This is a genomic window from Streptomyces sp. NBC_00286 (genome assembly GCF_036173125.1).
Taxonomy (GTDB): domain Bacteria; phylum Actinomycetota; class Actinomycetes; order Streptomycetales; family Streptomycetaceae; genus Streptomyces.
Genome location: NZ_CP108054.1, coordinates 6,640,078 through 6,657,375 on the forward strand (window position 1 = coordinate 6,640,078; position 17,298 = coordinate 6,657,375).

Below are 17,298 nucleotides of genomic sequence, written 5' to 3' on the forward strand. Positions count from 1 at the left end.
CAGCGGCGCGCAGCTGCTGGTCACCCACGGCGAGCTGGTGGACCGGCTCCCGGAGCATGACGCGGACGTCCTGCTGGTCGACGAAGCGGACCTGGACCTGTCCACTCCTGCCGGGCCGGTTGCCGCGGTGGAGGTGGGGTCGTCGGATGTGGCGTATGTGATCTATACGTCGGGTTCGACGGGGCGGCCGAAGGGTGTGCTGGTCGAGCACGGGGGTCTGGCGAACCTGATCGCTGCGGCGGGTGCCGACTTCAATCTGGGCCCGGATGCGCGGGTGCTGCAGTTCTCCTCGCCGAGTTTCGACGGTGCGGTGTGGGAGACGTTCATGGCGCTGGCCTGGGGTGGTGCACTGTGTCTGAGCCGGCGCGGGCATGGGTTTGCCGCCGATGAGCTGGTGGGTCAGGTCGTGGCGGAGGGGATCTCGCATGTGATGCTGCCGCCGTCGGTGCTGTCGGTGGTCGATGAGCTGCCGGGTGTGCGGGTGGTGATCGCGGGGGGTGAGAAGTGCTCGCCGCAGCTGGCCGGGAAGTTCCCGCAGGCTCGGTTCGTCAATGCGTACGGGCCGACTGAGGGCACGGTGTGTGTGTCGGTGATGCCGGTGGACGGGCCGGTGACGGCGGTGAGTGTGCCGATCGGTCGTCCGTTGCCCAATACCCGGCTGTATGTGCTGGACGGGCGGATGGAACCGGTTCCGGTCGGTGTCGCCGGTGAGCTGTTCGTGGGTGGTCATGGTGTGACGCGTGGCTATCTGGGCCGGCCGGGTCTGACCGCGCAACGCTTCGTGGCGGATCCGTTCGCCCGGGTGCCGGGGGGCCGGTTGTATCGGACCGGTGACCTGGTGCGCCGGCTGGCGGATGGCACGTTGGAGTACATCGACCGCGCGGACGACCAGGTGAAACTGCGGGGCTTCCGGGTCGAGTTGGGCGAGATCGAGGCCGCCCTCACCCGCCACCCCGGTATCCGGGACGCCGCCGTCACCGTCCGCGACGGCCGGCTCGTGGCGTACGTGATCCAGGCAGGTGCTGAAGCGGTCGACAACGCCGCCCTGCGTGAGGCTCTGGCCCTGAGCCTGCCGGAGCACATGGTTCCCGCGACGTACCTGGTCATGGAGTCCTTCCCGCGCACCCCCAGCGGCAAGACCGACCGCAGGGCGCTACCCGCGCCCGAGGTGGTGCACGCGGACTACGAATCGCCGCGGGACAGGGCGGAACACATTCTGGCCGAGGTGTGGGCCGAGGTGCTGGGTGTCGACCGGGTCGGCGTCCACGACAACTTCTTCGAGTTGGGCGGCGACTCCATCCTGTCCATCCAGGTCGTGGCGCGTGCCCGCGCGAGGGGTGTCGGCATCACCCCCAAGCTGGTGTTCGACCACCCGAGCGTCGCCGACCTGGCGACCGTCGCGGGAGTGGAGGCCGTCCAGGCCGAACAGGGCGTGGTGACGGGCGAAGCGCCCCTCACCCCGATACAGACCTGGTTCTACCGTCTCGATCTCTCCGACCGTGACCACTACAACCAGTCGGTGCTGCTGGATGCCGCGGGCCTCGACCGCGAAGCGCTGGCCGCCGCGGTCGACGCGGTGCTGGTCCAGCACGATGCGCTGCGTCTGCGCTCGGACGGCACCCGCCTGTGGTTCGCCGAGCCAGACGGCCAGGGCCTGGAGGACGCCGGCGGACGCACCGTCGACGAGGTCCAGGCAAGCCTCGACCTCGTCGAGGGTCCCATCGCGCGGTTTGTGCTGCAGCCCGACGACCGGCTGCTGGTGACCGTCCACCACATGGCTGTCGACGGGGTGTCCTGGCGGATCCTGCTGGAAGACCTGGCCGCCGCCTACGGCGCGGCCGCCGACGGCCGGAAGGTCGATCTCGGGCTCAAGACGACCTCGTTCAAACAATGGGCCAACCGGTTGCGGGACGCAGCCGACGAGAACGAGAACGCCTACTGGAACGCCGTCCCGGTCACCGAGCTCCCCGTCGACCACCCCACGGGCCGCAACACGCTGGCCTCCGCGGAGACGGTCACGGCGAGCCTGACCGCCGAAGAGACCAGGGCCCTGCTGAACGATGTCCCCGCGGCATACCGCACCCAGATCAACGACGTGCTGCTGACCGCGCTCGCCCAGACCCTGGTCGAGTGGACCGGGCAGGAGTCGGTCACGGTGGCGCTGGAGGGCCATGGCCGTGAGGAGTTGTTCGACGACGTCGACGTCTCCCGCACGGTCGGCTGGTTCACCTCCCTGTTCCCCGTCGCGCTGATGCCGGGACGCACCGCTCCGGGCGAGGCGCTCAAGAGGATCAAGGAACAGCTGCGCGAGGTCCCGCGCCGGGGTGTCGGCTACGGCCTGACCCACGACCTGGCTGACCTGCCCACCCGGATCAGTTTCAACTACCTCGGCCGACTCGACGCCCCGGGCGGAGGCGAGCGGCATCTGTCCCCGGTGATGACCGACGACGGCGTGCTCTTCGGTTCGCAGGCGAGCTCCGTCAAGGCGCTGGGTGATACCCGGCGGTTCCATGTGCTCGAAATCAACGGCGTGGTCAGCGAGGGGGTCATCACCTTCCGGTGGACCTACTCGCGCGACCTCCACGAAGAAGCCTCGATCTCGAAGATGTCCGGCCTCTTCCTGAACAACCTGCGCGCCGTGATCGCGCATTGCACGAGTCCTGAAGCGGGCGGCTACACCTCGTCGGACTTCCCGATGGCGTCGCTGTCCACCAAGAAGCTCAATCGGGTCGCCAGGCGATTCCGGGCGCAGGAGGGGAAATGATGGACGGCAACTTCTCGGCCGGCACGCCCGCAGGCGACATCGAGGACGTCTATCCTCTGTCACCGCTGCAGCAGGGGCTGCTCTTCCACACGATGCTCGACCCCGAGTCCGGGATGTACTTCGAGCAGCTGCAATGGGAACTCCGCGGCGACCTGGACGCCGAGCTGCTGCGACGCGCCTGGCAGGAGGCGCTGGACCGGCACGCCGTACTGCGCACCTCGATCGTCAGCGACGAGGGCGAACCGCTCCACGTGATCCGGCAGGGCATCACCCTGCCGTTCGCGACCGACGACCTCCGAGGGGCGACCGCGCGGGAGCAGGAGCAGCGGCTGGCCGACCTGCTCGCGGCCGACCGCGCACGCGGCTTCGACCCGCAGACCGCCCCGCTGATGCGGCTGCACTTGGTGCGCACGGGCGACGAGTCCCACGTCCTGGTGTGGAGCTTCCACCACCTCCTCCTCGACGGCTGGAGCTCCGCGACGCTTCTCGGCGAGATCTTCAGCCGCTACGGGGAGCTGAAGAGCGGCGCCACCGACGTCAGGCCCCCGGTCTCCCGCCCCTACCGGGACTATGTCGCCTGGCTTCGCGGCCGCGACCTCGCGGCGGCCGAGGAGTACTGGCGTGGAGCACTCGCCGGCTTCGACACCGCGACTCCGTTGGGCCTGGACCGCTCCCAACGTGCAGAGGACGTCGCCGAGGGCAGGGCAGGACACCGCCTTTCCATCCCCCAAGAGGTCGCCGACCGCCTGGCAGCCCTCCCGCAGAGCCACCGACTGACGGCGAACACCGTGGCTCAGGCCGCATGGGCGCTGCTGCTCACCAGGATCAGCGGTGAGCACGACGTGGTGTTCGGTGCCACCGTCTCCGGACGTCCGGCCGAGCTGCCCGGCGTCGAGAGCATGGTGGGGCTCTTCATCAACACCCTGCCGGTACGGGTACGCATCGACGAGGACGAAAGGGTCCCGGACCTGCTGGCCCGGCTGCAGAGGGAACAGGCGGCGGCCCGGGACTTCGAGCACACGTCCCTCGATGCGATACGAGGCTGGGCCGACGTCCCCGGCGGAGAACCACTGTTCGAGTCGCTGTTCGCCTACGAGAACTACCCGCTCGGCGCCGCCCCGGACAACGAGGAGTCCATCGGGCTGGAGTTCGTCTCGAAGGGCGCCCAGGCGCACACCAACTACCCGCTCACCGCGGCGATCGTTCCGGGCAAGGGCCTGGCGCTCGACCTGTTCTACGACCGGGGCCGCTTCGAACCCGCCGCCATCACCCGGCTGGCCGACGCCTATGTACGGCTTTTGAGTCGCCTCGTGGACGTCCCGGACACCACGGTCTCCCACCTGTCGGTGCTTTCTGACGATGAGCGTGATCGTCTGGTGGTGGGGTGGAACGACACGGCTGTGGAGGTTCGGCCGGGTCTGGTGCATGAGTGGGTGTCCGCTCAGCCCGGGGACGGGGTGGCGGTCCGTTTCGGCGATGTCACGTTGTCGTATGGGGAGTTGGTGGCGCGGGCGGACCGGTTGGCGTGGGTGTTGCGGTCGCGTGGTGTGGGTGCGGGTTCGCTGGTCGGTGTGTGTTTGCGGCGGTCGGTGGATGTGCCGGTGGTGTGGCTGGCGGTGCTGAAGGCGGGTGCGGCTTTCGTGCCGCTGGATCCGGAGTATCCGGCCGGCCGGCTGCGCTTCATGCTGACGGACAGCGGCGCGCAGCTGCTGGTCACCCACGGCGAGTTGGTGGAGCGGCTTCCGGAGCATGACGCGGATGTCCTGTTGGTCGACGAAGCGGACCTGGACCTTTCCGCTCCTGCCGGGCCGGTTGCCGCGGTGGAGGTGGGGTCGTCGGATGTGGCGTATGTGATTTATACGTCGGGTTCGACGGGGCGGCCGAAGGGTGTGCTGGTCGAGCACGGGGGTCTGGCGAACCTGATCGCTGCGGCGGGTGCCGACTTCAATCTGGGCCCGGATGCGCGGGTGTTGCAGTTCTCCTCGCCGAGTTTCGACGGTGCGGTGTGGGAGACGTTCATGGCGCTGGCCTGGGGTGGTGCACTGTGTCTGAGCCGGCGTGGGCATGGGTTTGCCGATGATGAGCTGGTGGGTCAGGTCGTGGCGGAGGGGATCTCGCATGTGATGCTGCCGCCGTCGGTGCTGTCGGTGGTCGATGAGCTGCCGGGTGTGCGGGTGGTGATCGCGGGGGGTGAGAAGTGCTCGCCGCAGCTGGCCGCAAAGTTCCCGCAGGCTCGGTTCGTCAATGCGTACGGGCCGACTGAGGGCACGGTGTGTGTGTCGGTGATGCCGGTGGACGGGCCGGTGACGGCGGTGAGTGTGCCGATCGGTCGTCCGTTGCCCAATACCCGGCTGTATGTGCTGGACGGGCGGATGGAACCGGTCCCGGTCGGTGTCGCCGGTGAGCTGTTCGTGGGTGGTCATGGTGTGACGCGTGGCTATCTGGGCCGGCCGGGCCTGACCGCGCAACGCTTCGTGGCGGATCCGTTCGGCGGGGTGCCGGGGGGCCGGTTGTATCGGACCGGTGACCTGGTGCGCCGGCTGGCGGATGGGACATTGGAGTACATCGACCGCGCGGACGACCAGGTGAAACTGCGGGGTTTCCGGGTCGAGTTGGGCGAGATCGAGGCCGCCCTCACCCGCCACCCCGGTATCCGGGACGCCGCCGTCACCGTCCGCGACGGCCGGCTCGTGGCCTATCTGATCGAGTCGGCTGGGGTGGCGGACGAGGAGTTGCGTGCGGGGTTGCAGCGGACGCTGCCCGAGCACATGGTCCCGGCGATCTATATGAGGCTCGAGGCGTTCCCCCGGACCCCGGGTGGGAAACTCGACCGCCGCGCACTCCCCGCACCCGACCTCGGGCGAGCGGCGGAATACGTCGCACCCCGTACCCCCGTCGAGCAGATGGTCGCCGACGCCTGCGCCGAGATCCTGGGCGTCGAACGCGTCGGCGTCCACGACAACTTCTTCGAACTGGGCGGCGACTCCATCCTCTCCATCCGCGTCGCGGGCCGGATCCAGGCCGCTCTGGACATCGACTTCTCCGTCCGGGAGATCTTCGACCGGCCGACCGTGAGCGGTCTCGCGGAAGCCGTCGAAACCGCGCTCCGCGAGCGGCAGGGGACCCGTCTGCCCAGGATCCGGCCCAGGAGCACGGCCGACGAGAGCATCCCTCTCTCCTTCGGACAGCAGCGCCTCTGGTTCTTCGACCAGTTGGCACCCGGCCAGTCCGCGTACAACTCGGCCTTCGCGGTACGGCTGGCCGGCCCCCTGGACACGTCGGCGCTGCGCGCGGCGCTCGAGGGAGTCGTCGCGCGCCACGAAGCCTTGAGGACGACCTTCACCGCCGTTGAGGGCGCCCCCGAACAGGTGATCACCCCTGTCGGCGCCGTTGCCCTCACCGAACACGACCTCGAGGCCGTCACGGCCCACGACCAGGACACGTGCCTGCGCGCCCTGGTGCGAAACGAGGTGAACCGTCCGTTCGATCTGGCCGCGGGGCCGTTGTTCCGTGCGCTGGTGGTGCGGGTCGGGGTTGATGATCACGTGCTGGTGCTGAGCATGCACCATGCGGTGTCCGACGGCTGGTCGCTGGGTGTGCTGAGTGATGAGCTGTCGGCTCTCTACTCGGCCGGTGTGTCGGGGGAGCCGGTGTCGTTGCCGGAGCTGCCGGTGCAGTATGCCGACTTCGCGGTGTGGCAGCGGGACTGGCTGTCGGGTGAGGTGCTGGACGGTCAGCTGGCGGTGTGGCGTGAGCGTCTGGCGGGCATTCCCGAGGTGCTGGAGCTGCCGGTCGACCGGCCCCGCCCCGCCGTGCAGAGCCTCGACGGCGCCACAGTAGAGGTCCGCGTCCCGGCCGATCTGACCCGTGTGCTTCGGGACATCGGCCGGGACGAGAATGCCACCCTGTTCATGACGCTGCTGAGTGCGTTCGCGGTGCTGCTGTCGCGGTTCAGCGGCCAGTCCGACGTGGTCGTGGGAACCCCGGTGGCCGGCCGGGGCGCGGCCGAACTGGACGGTCTCGTCGGGTTCTTCGTCAACACGCTGGCCCTGCGGTGCGATGTGAGCGGGGACCCGGAGTTCGGCGAACTGCTGGAGCGGGTTCGTGAGGTGGCGCTGGAGGCGTACGCCCACCAGGACCTGCCGTTCGAGCGGTTGGTCGACGAACTGGCTCCGGACCGGAGCCTGAGCCACAGCCCGCTGTTCCAGGTCATGTTCTCGCTGCAGAACGCGCACGGCGGACAGCTCGAGCTCCCCGGCATCGAGGTGGCCTCCTACGAAGTACCCCTCACGACAACCAACTTCGACCTGTCGCTGCACTTGGCGGAGGACACCGACGGCCTGGTCGGCGTCTTCGAGTACAGCACTGCCCTGTTCGACGCGGGCACCGTCACCCGTCTCGCCGACGCCTACGTCCGCCTCTTGGACCAGATCGCGGCCACCGTCGGCGAAGTGTCCGTGTCGAGCCTGTCGGTGCTGGCCGAGGGTGAGCGGGAGCGGCTGCTGTCGGAGTGGAATGCGACGGCTGTCGACCTGCCGGGCCGGCCCGTGCACGAGCTGGTGGCGGAGCAGGCGCGGTTGCGCCCGGACGCGGTGGCGGTGGAGTTCGGTGAGGCGTCTGTCTCGTATGCCGAGTTGGACGCTCGTGCGAATCAGATCGCGCATGCGCTGATCGCCGCAGGGGTCAAGCCGGGTTCGCTGGTGGGCGTGTGCCTGGACCGTGGCATCGAGGTGCCCGCAGCAGTGCTGGGTGTGCTGAAGGCCGGCTCGGGATACGTGCCGCTGGACCCCGACTACCCCGCCGACCGTCTCGAGTTCATGCTGGCCGACGCCGATGTGCGGCTGGTGGTCACGCAGGCGGCGTACCGGGACCGGTTCACCGAGGTGGTGCTGCTGGACGACATCTCCGGCTCCACTGCCGATCCGGCGGTCGCGGTGGCCCCGGACGACATCGCGTACGTGATGTTCACGTCGGGTTCGACGGGCAGGCCGAAGGGTGTGGTGGTCGAGCACCGGTCGGTGGTGCGGCTGGTGTGGGGTCAGACCTACGCCGGGTTCGGTCCGGACAGTACGCAAATGCTGCTGGCGCCCTTGGCGTTCGACGTTTCGACGTTCGAACTGTGGGGTGCGCTGATCCACGGCGGCCAGCTGGTGGTCGCCCCGCCCGGTGTGGTGGGCGTGTCCGAACTCGCGGGCCTGATCTCCGGTCACGGGGTGCGGAACCTGTGGCTCACCGCTTCTCTGTTCAACGCCGTCGTGGACGAGGACCCTTCGGTGCTGACCGGCCTTGAACGTATCCTGGTCGGCGGTGAGGCGCTGTCCGTCCGCCATGTGCGGGCGGCACAGCAGGCGGTACCGGGTCTGCAGGTGGTCAACGGCTACGGCCCGACCGAGACGACCACCTTCGCCTGCACCTACGCCATCCCCCCGCTGACGGAGGGAACGCACTCCGTACCGATCGGCCGGCCGATCGGCAACACAACCGTGTTCGTGCTGGACGGGCGGATGGAGCCGGTCCCGGTGGGCGTCGCGGGGGAGTTGTTCATCGGCGGCCCGGGCGTGGCGCGGGGCTACCTGAACCGTCCGGAACTGACTGCCGAACGGTTCCTGACCAGCCCCTTCGGTGACGGACGGCTGTACCGGACCGGCGACGTGGTGCGGTGGACCGCCGAGGGTCTGCTGGAGTTCGTCGGCCGTGTCGACGACCAGGTGAAGCTGCGTGGCTTCCGGATCGAGCCGGCCGAGGTCGAGGCGGCCGTGGCCGAACACCCCGTGGTCCGTGACGCGGTGGTGATGGTCCACGACCAGCGACTTGTCGCCTACGTCACCCTCGCAGAAGGGCGGACGATCCGGCCGGAGGAGCTGCGGGAGTTCACAGCCCGTACTTTGCCGGAGTACATGATCCCGGCCGTCGTCATCGTCCTGGAGAAGCTCCCGCTCACCCCGACCGGCAAACTCGACCGCCGCGCCCTCCCCGCCCCCGAGGCCGTCCACGCCGACTACGTGGCCCCCCGGACCGAAACCGAGGCGATCCTGGCCGAGGTGTGGGCCGATGTCCTCGGCACCGACCGGGTCGGCGTCCACGACAACTTCTTCGAGTTGGGCGGCGACTCCATCCTGTCCATCCAGGTGGTCGCCCGGGCCCGCGCCAAGGGCGTGGGACTTACGCCGAAGCTGGTCTTCGAACACCAGACGGTGGCGCAGCTGGCCGCCTTCGCCGGAGTCGGCACGGTCGAGGCCGAGCAGGGCATCGTCACCGGTGAGGCGCCCCTCACGCCGATCCAGTCGTGGTTCCACGGCCTGGGCCTGCCGGAGCGGAACCACTTCAACCAGTCGGTCCTGCTCAATGTGACCGGTGTCGACCGGCAGGCGCTGGACGCCGCTGTCCGGACCCTGCTCACCCACCACGACGCGCTGCGTCTGCGCTCGGACGGCACCCGTCAGTGGTTCGCCGAACCCGACGGCCAAGGACTGGAGGACGCCGACGGCCGCACCGCGGACGACATCCAGGCGAGCCTGGACCTGGTCGACGGCCCGGTCGCCCGGTTCGTCCTCCTCTCCGAGAACCGGCTGCTGATCACCGTCCACCACATGGCCGTCGACGGAGTCTCCTGGCGGATCCTTCTCGAAGACCTGGCCACCGCCTACGAAGGTGCGCCCCTCGCGGCGAAGACCACCTCGTTCAAGGAGTGGGCACAGCGTCTCCAGCACGCTGCCGACGAGAGCGAGATCCCGTACTGGAGTGACGTCCCGTCTCCCGAACTCCCCGTTGACCACTCGGACGGCGACAACACGGTCGCGTCGAGCGAGACGATCACGTTCGAGCTGGACGAGGCCGAGACCCGGGCGCTGCTCACCCAGGTGCCGGCGGCGTACCGGACGCAGATCAACGACGTTCTGCTGACCGCACTCGCGCAGACCCTGGCCGGCTGGACCGGTCGGGACACCGTCTCCGTCGCGCTGGAGGGCCACGGCCGCGAGGAGTTGTTCGACGACGTCGACGTCTCCCGCACGGTGGGCTGGTTCACCTCCCTGTTCCCCGTCGCGCTCACCCCGGGCGCCGATGGCCCTGGTGCGTCGCTGAAGGCGGTCAAGGAGCAGCTCCGCGCCGTGCCCCGCCGCGGTGTCGGGTACGGCCTGACCCACGACCTGACCGCGCTGCCCGCCGGGCTGTCCTTCAACTACCTCGGACAACTGGACTCCCTCTCCTCCGACCAGGGCCTGTTCCGTGTGGTCGACGAGCCGATGGGCGCGGTCGCGGGCGCCGGCGGACGGCGCCCGCACCTGATCGATGTCACGGGTGCGGTGGCCGGCGGGCGGCTGGGCCTGTCCTGGACCTATTCGGCCGGCCTTCACGACCGCGCGACGATCACGGGGCTGGCCGAGGACTTCGCGGCCAGGCTCCGGACGCTGATCGAGCACTGCCTGACCCCGGACGCCGGCGGACTGACGCCGTCCGACGTGCCGCTGGCCGGCCTCGACCAGCAGGCCCTGAACGCGCTGGCCGCGGACTCGGTCGAGGACGTCTACCCCCTGTCGCCGCTCCAGCAGGGCATCCTCTTCCACGGCATGCTCGACGACGGCGCGGGCGTCTACTTCCAGCGCGTCCGGTGGTCGCTCGAGGGCGAGCTGGACGTGGACCGGATGAAGGCGGCCTGGCAGGCGACCGTGGACCGGCACGCCATGCTGCGCACGTCCGTCCGGCTCCGGGACACGGGAGAGCCGCTGCAACTGGTGCACCGGAGCGTACGGCTGCCCTTCGGCCACGAGGACCTCAGCGGTCTCGACCCGCGCGGCCGGGAACGCGCGATCGAGAGGTTCATGGAGGAGGACCGCCGCCGCGGCTTCGACCTCGCTCAGGCCCCGCTGACACGGGTGCACCTGGTGCGTACGGCGCCGTCGGAGCACCAGCTCATCTGGAGCTTCCACCATCTGCTGCTGGACGGCTGGAGCACCGCGACCCTGCTCGGCGAAGTGCTGGCACGCTACCTCGACCCGGCATGGGAGCCGACCCACCGGGTCCGGCCCTACGGCGACTTCATCTCCTGGCTGCACGACCGCGACGCGGACGCCGCCGAGGACTACTGGCGCACCCAGCTCGACGGCTGGGACGAGGCCACGCCGTTGGGCGTCGACCGCACCGTTCGCGGGGACGAGCCGGAGGGCGAGCCGGGCAGCCTGCGTTTCGAACTGCCCGCCGAGGTCACCGAGCGGCTCCGGCAGTTCGCGCGTGAACGCCACCTGACCCTGAACACGCTCAGCCAGGCGGCCTGGGGCCTGCTGCTCGCCCGCTACGGCGACCGTGACGACGTGGTGTTCGGCACGACCGTCTCCGGCAGGCCCCCCACGCTGCCCGGCGTCGAGAACATGGTGGGTCTGTTCATCAACACCCTCCCCGTCCGGATGCGCATCGACGGAGAACAGCGCGTCGAGGACTGGCTGGCGGAGGTCCAGCGGGCGCAGGCCGAGATGCGCCAGTACGAGCACACGCCGCTGGCGCAGGTACGGCGCTGGAGCGGGGTCGGCCCCGACGAGTCGCTGTTCGAATCGCTGCTGGTGTTCGAGAACTACCCGGTGGACACCGTGCCCGGAGCCGGCGGCGACGAGGACCGGCTGACCATCCGGCCCATCGAGGTGCGCGAACACACCAACTACCCGCTGTCCATGGCGGTGATGGCGGACACCGTCCTCACCGGCGACATCTCCTACGACCGCCGGCGCTTCGACGCCGCCGCGATCCGCCGCCTGGCCGGTCACTACCGGGTGCTGCTCGAGGCGATCGCCGCCGCGCCGCGAGCCCGTCTCGACGAGCTCACCCCGGTGACGGTGGGAGAACGCACCAATCTGCTGGAGACCCTCAACGCGGGCACGGGGGCGCGGCCTCCGGCGTACCCCGTCCACGAGTGGTTCGCCGAGCAGGCGGAGCTGCGTCCCGACGCCGTCGCGATCAGCTACGAAGGCGAGGAACTGACCTACCGGGAGCTCGACGGATGGGCCGACCGCGTCGCGCGCCGTCTTCTCGGCACGGGGCAGGTGCACGAGGAGACGCCGGTCGCGGTGTGCATGGAACGCTCGCCCGCCTGGGTCGCTGCGCTGCTCGGCGTGTTCCGGGCCGGTGCCGCGTACGTCCCGCTGGATCCCGCCTACCCGACGCAGCGCCTCGAGCTGATCCTGAGTGACACCCGGGCGCCGCTCGTGATCACCGAGGACGGCGCGGACCTGCCGGTGGGCCACGGCGCCTCCCTCGTCACCGTGGACGACCTGCGCGACGGCGCGGACGATCTGCCCGGTGGACCCCTGCCCGACGTACCGGCCGGGCGGCTCGCCTACATCGTGTACACCTCCGGCTCGACCGGCCTGCCCAAGGGCGTGCTGGTCCAGCACGGCGGTCTGACCAACCTCATCGCCGCCGACATCGACGAGTTCGGCATCGGCTCCGGCAGCGTGGTGCTCGGCTTCGCGCCGCTCAGCTTCGACCTGTCCGTCCAGGAAGCGCTGATGACGCTGTGCGCGGGCGGCCGGCTGGTGCTCGCCCCGTCCGAGCGGCTGCTGCCCGACCAGGGGCTGGCCGGGCTGCTGCGTGAGCAGCGGGTGACGGTTCTGCAGATGCCCCCGCAGGCCTGGTCCGGCCTGGACCCGGAGGACGTGCCCGACCTCAAGGTCGCCCTCACCGGGTCGGACCGGGTGCCGGCCGATCTCGTGGCCGCCTGGGCGAACGAGGGCCGCCGGGTGCTCAACGTCTACGGATCGACCGAGGCGACCGCCGACAGCACCGTGCACCGGTGCGATCCGGCCGATTCCGGGACGCCGCCCGTCGGCCGTCCCATCGCGGGAACCGCCATCTACCTGCTGGACAGCAGACTCGAACCCGTCCCGTTCGGCGCCGCGGGGGAGATCTGCATCGGCGGTGTCGGTGTCGCCCGCGGCTATCTGAGCCGGCCGGGCCTCACCGCGGAGCGGTTCGTCGCCGACCCGTTCACCCCCGATGCCGGCGCCCGGATGTACCGGACCGGAGACCAGGGCCGGTGGCGCGCGGACGGCTCCCTGGAGTTCCTCGGCCGCGTCGACCAGCAGGTCAAGGTACGCGGCTTCCGGGTCGAGCCCGGTGAGGTCGAGGCCTGCCTCGGCGCGCACCCCACCGTCCGGGAGGTGTTCGTCGGCACCCACGAGCGGCGTCTGACCGCCTGGATTGTCCCCGCGGCCGGCCACGAAGGACTCGACGCCTCGGCGCTGCGGGCCCATGCCGCCGCCGCCATGCCGCCGTACATGGTGCCCTCCCACTTCGTCCCGGTCGTCGAGCTTCCGCTCACCCGCAGCGGAAAGATCGACCGCAGGGCGCTGCCCATGCCCGACGGAGCCCGTCCCACCCTCGGCGTGGCCTACGTGGCACCGAGGACTCCCGCCGAGCGGGCCGTCGCGGCCGTCTGGGGCGAGGTCCTCGGCATCAACGACGTGGGAGCACACGACAACTTCCTCGAACTGGGCGGCGACTCGATCCTGTCCATCCAGGTCGTCACCCGCCTCCGCACCGCACTCGGCGTCGATCTCGCGCTCCGCGACGTCTTCGACGCCCGTGACCTCGCCGACCTGGCTGAGCGGCTGAGCGGCGGCGGCACGAGCGGCGCGCGGCCCGCCCTGACCAGGCGGCCGGACGGCACCGGTGTGCTGTCCTTCGGGCAGCAGCGGCTGTGGTTCATCGACCAGCTGGAGCCGGGCAACTCCGCCTACAACAGCGTCTCGGCGATGCGCCTGCGGGGGCCGCTCGACGTCCCCGCCCTCCGCACGGCACTGGAGACGCTCGCGGAACGCCACGAGGTGCTGCGCTCCTCGTTCCCGGCCGTCGACGGCGTCCCCACGCTGTCGATCGCTCCCGGCCTGCCCGGACTGCTCACCCAGCGCGACGCCGGCGCCGACTGGCGCGAGGTGGTGGCCGAGGAGGCCGCCCGTCCGTTCGATCTGGCCGCGGGGCCGTTGTTCCGTGCGCTGGTGGTGCGGGTCGGGGTTGATGATCACGTGCTGGTGCTGAGCATGCACCATGCGGTGTCCGACGGCTGGTCGCTGGGTGTGCTGAGTGATGAGCTGTCGGCTCTCTACTCGGCCGGTGTGTCGGGGGAGCCGGTGTCGTTGCCGGAGCTGCCGGTGCAGTATGCCGACTTCGCGGTGTGGCAGCGGGACTGGCTGTCGGGTGAGGTGCTGGACGGTCAGCTGGCGGTGTGGCGTGAGCGTCTGGCGGGCATTCCCGAGGTGCTGGAGCTGCCGGTCGACCGGCCCCGCCCCGCCGTGCAGAGCCTCGACGGCGCCGCCTTCACCTTCACCGTCCCGGACCACGTGACCGACGCCGTCCGCGGAATCGGACGCGAGCACGACGCCACCCTGTTCATGACGTTGCTGAGTGCGTTCGCGGTGCTGCTGTCGCGGTTCAGCGGTCAGTCCGACGTGGTGGTGGGAACCCCGGTGGCCGGCCGGGACGCGGCCGAACTCGAGGGCCTGGTCGGCTTCTTCGTCAACACGCTCGTGCTGCGGTGCGATGTGACCGGGGACCCGGAGTTCGGGGAACTGCTCGAGCGGGTGCGTGAGGTGGCGCTGGAGGCGTACGCCCACCAGGACCTGCCGTTCGAGCGGTTGGTGGACGAGCTGGCTCCGGACCGGAGCCTGAGCCACAGCCCGCTGTTCCAGGTCATGTTCTCCCAGCAGAACGTCCCCGGCGGCGACCCCGTACTGCCCGGCCTCGCACTCGAACCGGTGGAACTGCCGGTCAGCACCACCAACTTCGACCTCGGCCTGCACGTCGTCGACACCGGCGAGCGGCTGGACGCGGTCATCGAGTACAGCACCGCCCTCTTCGACGAGAGCACCGTCCGCCGCATCGCCGACGGCTACACGCATCTGCTCGCGCAGCTCGCCGAAACCGCGAACCGGCCCGTCTCCAGCCTGTCCGTGATGAGCGCCGGCGAACGACGCCGCGTCGTCGAGGACTGGAACGACACGGCCGCCCCGTTCCCGGACGGAACACCCCTGCACGAAGTGATCGCCGAGCGGGCCCGGCTGGCCCCCGGCGCGGTGGCCGTGCAGGCCGAGGACGCCGTCCTCACCTACGGGGAGCTGGACGCCCGGGCGAACGCCGTGGCCCACGCGCTGACCGCGGCCGGTGTCGAGCCCGGCGTCCCGGTGGGCGTGTGCATGGACCGCGGCCTCGACCTCGCCGCCGTGCTGCTCGGCATCTGGAAGGCGGGCGCGGGCTACCTGCCGCTCGACCCCGGCTACCCGGCGGACCGCCTCGCGTTCATGATCGACGACGCCGGCGCCGGCACGGTGATCACCGAGCGGTCCCTCACCGGACGGCTGCCGGACTTCGACGGCCTCCTGCTGCATGCCGAGGACCTGGCAGGAACGGCGGCGGAGCCGCCTGCGGTCACGGTGTCCCCGGACGACCTCGCCTACGTCATCTACACATCGGGCTCGACCGGCCGCCCCAAGGGCGTCGCGATCGAGCACGGCGGGCTGGTGCAGCGCGTGCTGTCGCTGCAGGACCGGTACCCGCTGTCGGACTCCGACCGAGTGCTCCAGAAGACGCCGTTCACCTTCGACGTCTCGGTCCTGGACCTGTTCTGGCCCCTGGCGGCGGGCTCCGTCGTGGTGATGGCACGACCGGGAGGCCACACCGACGCGGGTTACATGACGCAGGTCGTGACCGAGGAGCGGATCACGGTGCTGCACTTCGTGCCGTCGATGCTCGAGGCGCTCCTGGACTACGGCTTCACCCCGCCACGCGATCTGCGGCTGGTCTTCTGCATGGGCGAGGCACTGACAACCCGCCTGGTGGACCGCTTCGCCGCGGTCAGCGACGCCGAACTGCACGACGGCTACGGCCCGACCGAGGCCACCATCGCGATGATCTTCTCGGCCCCCGAGGCGGGCGCCGACGGCGCGTTCGTCCCCATCGGGCGGCCGATCGCCAACACCGAGATCTACATCGTCGACGACACCCTCGAGCCCGTCCCGGTCGGTGTGCCGGGCGAGCTGTGCATCGGCGGCATCGGCATCGCCCGCGGCTACCTCCGGCGCGGCGGACTGACCGCCGAACGTTTCGTCGCCGACCCGTTCAGCCGGCGCCCCGGGGCGCGCCTCTACCGCACCGGCGACCTGGCCCGGTACCGCGCCGACGGCGTGATCGAGTTCCTGGGCCGCGCCGACCAGCAGGTGAAGGTGCGCGGCTTCCGGGTGGAGCCGGGCGAGATCGAGGAGGTTCTGGCCGGGCACCCGGCCGTCCGCGAGGCAGTCGTCGTGGCCGACGGCGGCCGCCTGGTCGCCTACCTCACCGCGACCGGCGGCAGCCCTCTGCCCGGGATCCCCGAACTCCGCGCGTTCGCGGGGCGAAGCCTGCCCGAATACATGGTCCCGGCGGTGTTCGTCGTCCTGGAGGCCATGCCGCTGACGCCCAGCGGAAAACTGGACCGCAAGGCCCTGCCCGCGCCCGACTCCGGTCGGCTGGCCCTGGACACCGGCTACGTCGCACCGCGCACCCCGACCGAACGTGTGATCGCCGAGGTGTGGTCCGAGGTGCTCGACGTGGACCGGGTCGGCGTCCACGACAACTTCTTCGAGCTGGGCGGCGACTCGATCATGTCCGTTCAGCTCGTCTCCCGGGCCAGGGCCCGCGGCGTGGGTCTGTCACCCAAGCTGGTGTTCGATCACCAGACGGTCGCGGCACTGGCGGCCGTCGCGGGAGTTGCGGACATCCGCGCCGAACAGGGCGTGGTCACCGGTGAGGCGCCGCTGACCCCGATCCAGCAGTGGTTCTACGGACTGAGCCTGCCGGAGCGGAACCACTTCAACCAGTCGGTCCTGCTCGACGTGACCGGTGCCGACCACGCCGCGCTGGACCTGGCCGTCCGGTCGCTGCTGGCCCACCACGACGCGCTGCGCCTGCGCTCGGACGGCTCACGCATGTGGTTCACCGAGCCCGACGATCAGGGCCTGGAGGAAGCGAACGGCCGCACGGAGGACGACGTCCAGGCGAGCCTCGACCTGGTGAACGGCCCGGTCGCCCGGTTCGTGCGGCTGTCCGAGGACCGGCTGCTGATCGCCGTGCACCACATGGCCGTCGACGGCGTGTCCTGGCGCATCCTCGTCGAGGACCTCGCCACCGCCTACCAGCAGGCACAGTCGGGGCAGAAGATCACGCCCGGCGCGAAGACGACCTCGTTCAAGGAATGGGCACACCGCCTGGACCAGGCAACCGACCCGGACGAGAACAAGTACTGGGACTCGATCCCCGTCACCGAGCTGCCCCTGGAACACCCGGGCGAGCGAAACACGGTCGAGTCGGCCGAGACGGTCGCCGTCGCGCTCGACGAGGACGAGACCCGGGCGCTGCTGACGCAGGTGCCTGCGGTGTACCGGACGCAGATCAACGACGTGCTGCTGACCGCACTCGCGCAGACCCTGGCGGCGTGGACGGGCCAGGAGACCGTCTCGGTCGCACTGGAGGGCCACGGCCGCGAGGACCTGTTCGACGACGTCGACGTCTCCCGC

Annotated in this window: 1 protein-coding gene and 1 pseudogene (both cut by a window edge); both read left to right on the forward strand. The window is 70.4% G+C overall.

Annotated features, from left to right (window positions below):
* Nucleotides 1–2,764 carry the end of a non-ribosomal peptide synthase/polyketide synthase gene (locus OHT21_RS30485; RefSeq protein WP_328771481.1) on the forward strand. Its footprint begins 22,391 nt before the window's first position, so the window shows 2,764 of its 25,155 coding nt (coding positions 22,392–25,155); the start codon falls outside the window, past its left edge; its stop codon occupies nucleotides 2,762–2,764.
* Nucleotides 2,764–17,298 (forward strand): annotated as a pseudogene (locus tag OHT21_RS30490) (non-ribosomal peptide synthase/polyketide synthase) (its annotated part continues 23,676 nt past the right edge of the window); the annotation flags it as partial. The gene OHT21_RS30485 and the pseudogene OHT21_RS30490, both read left to right, overlap by 1 nt.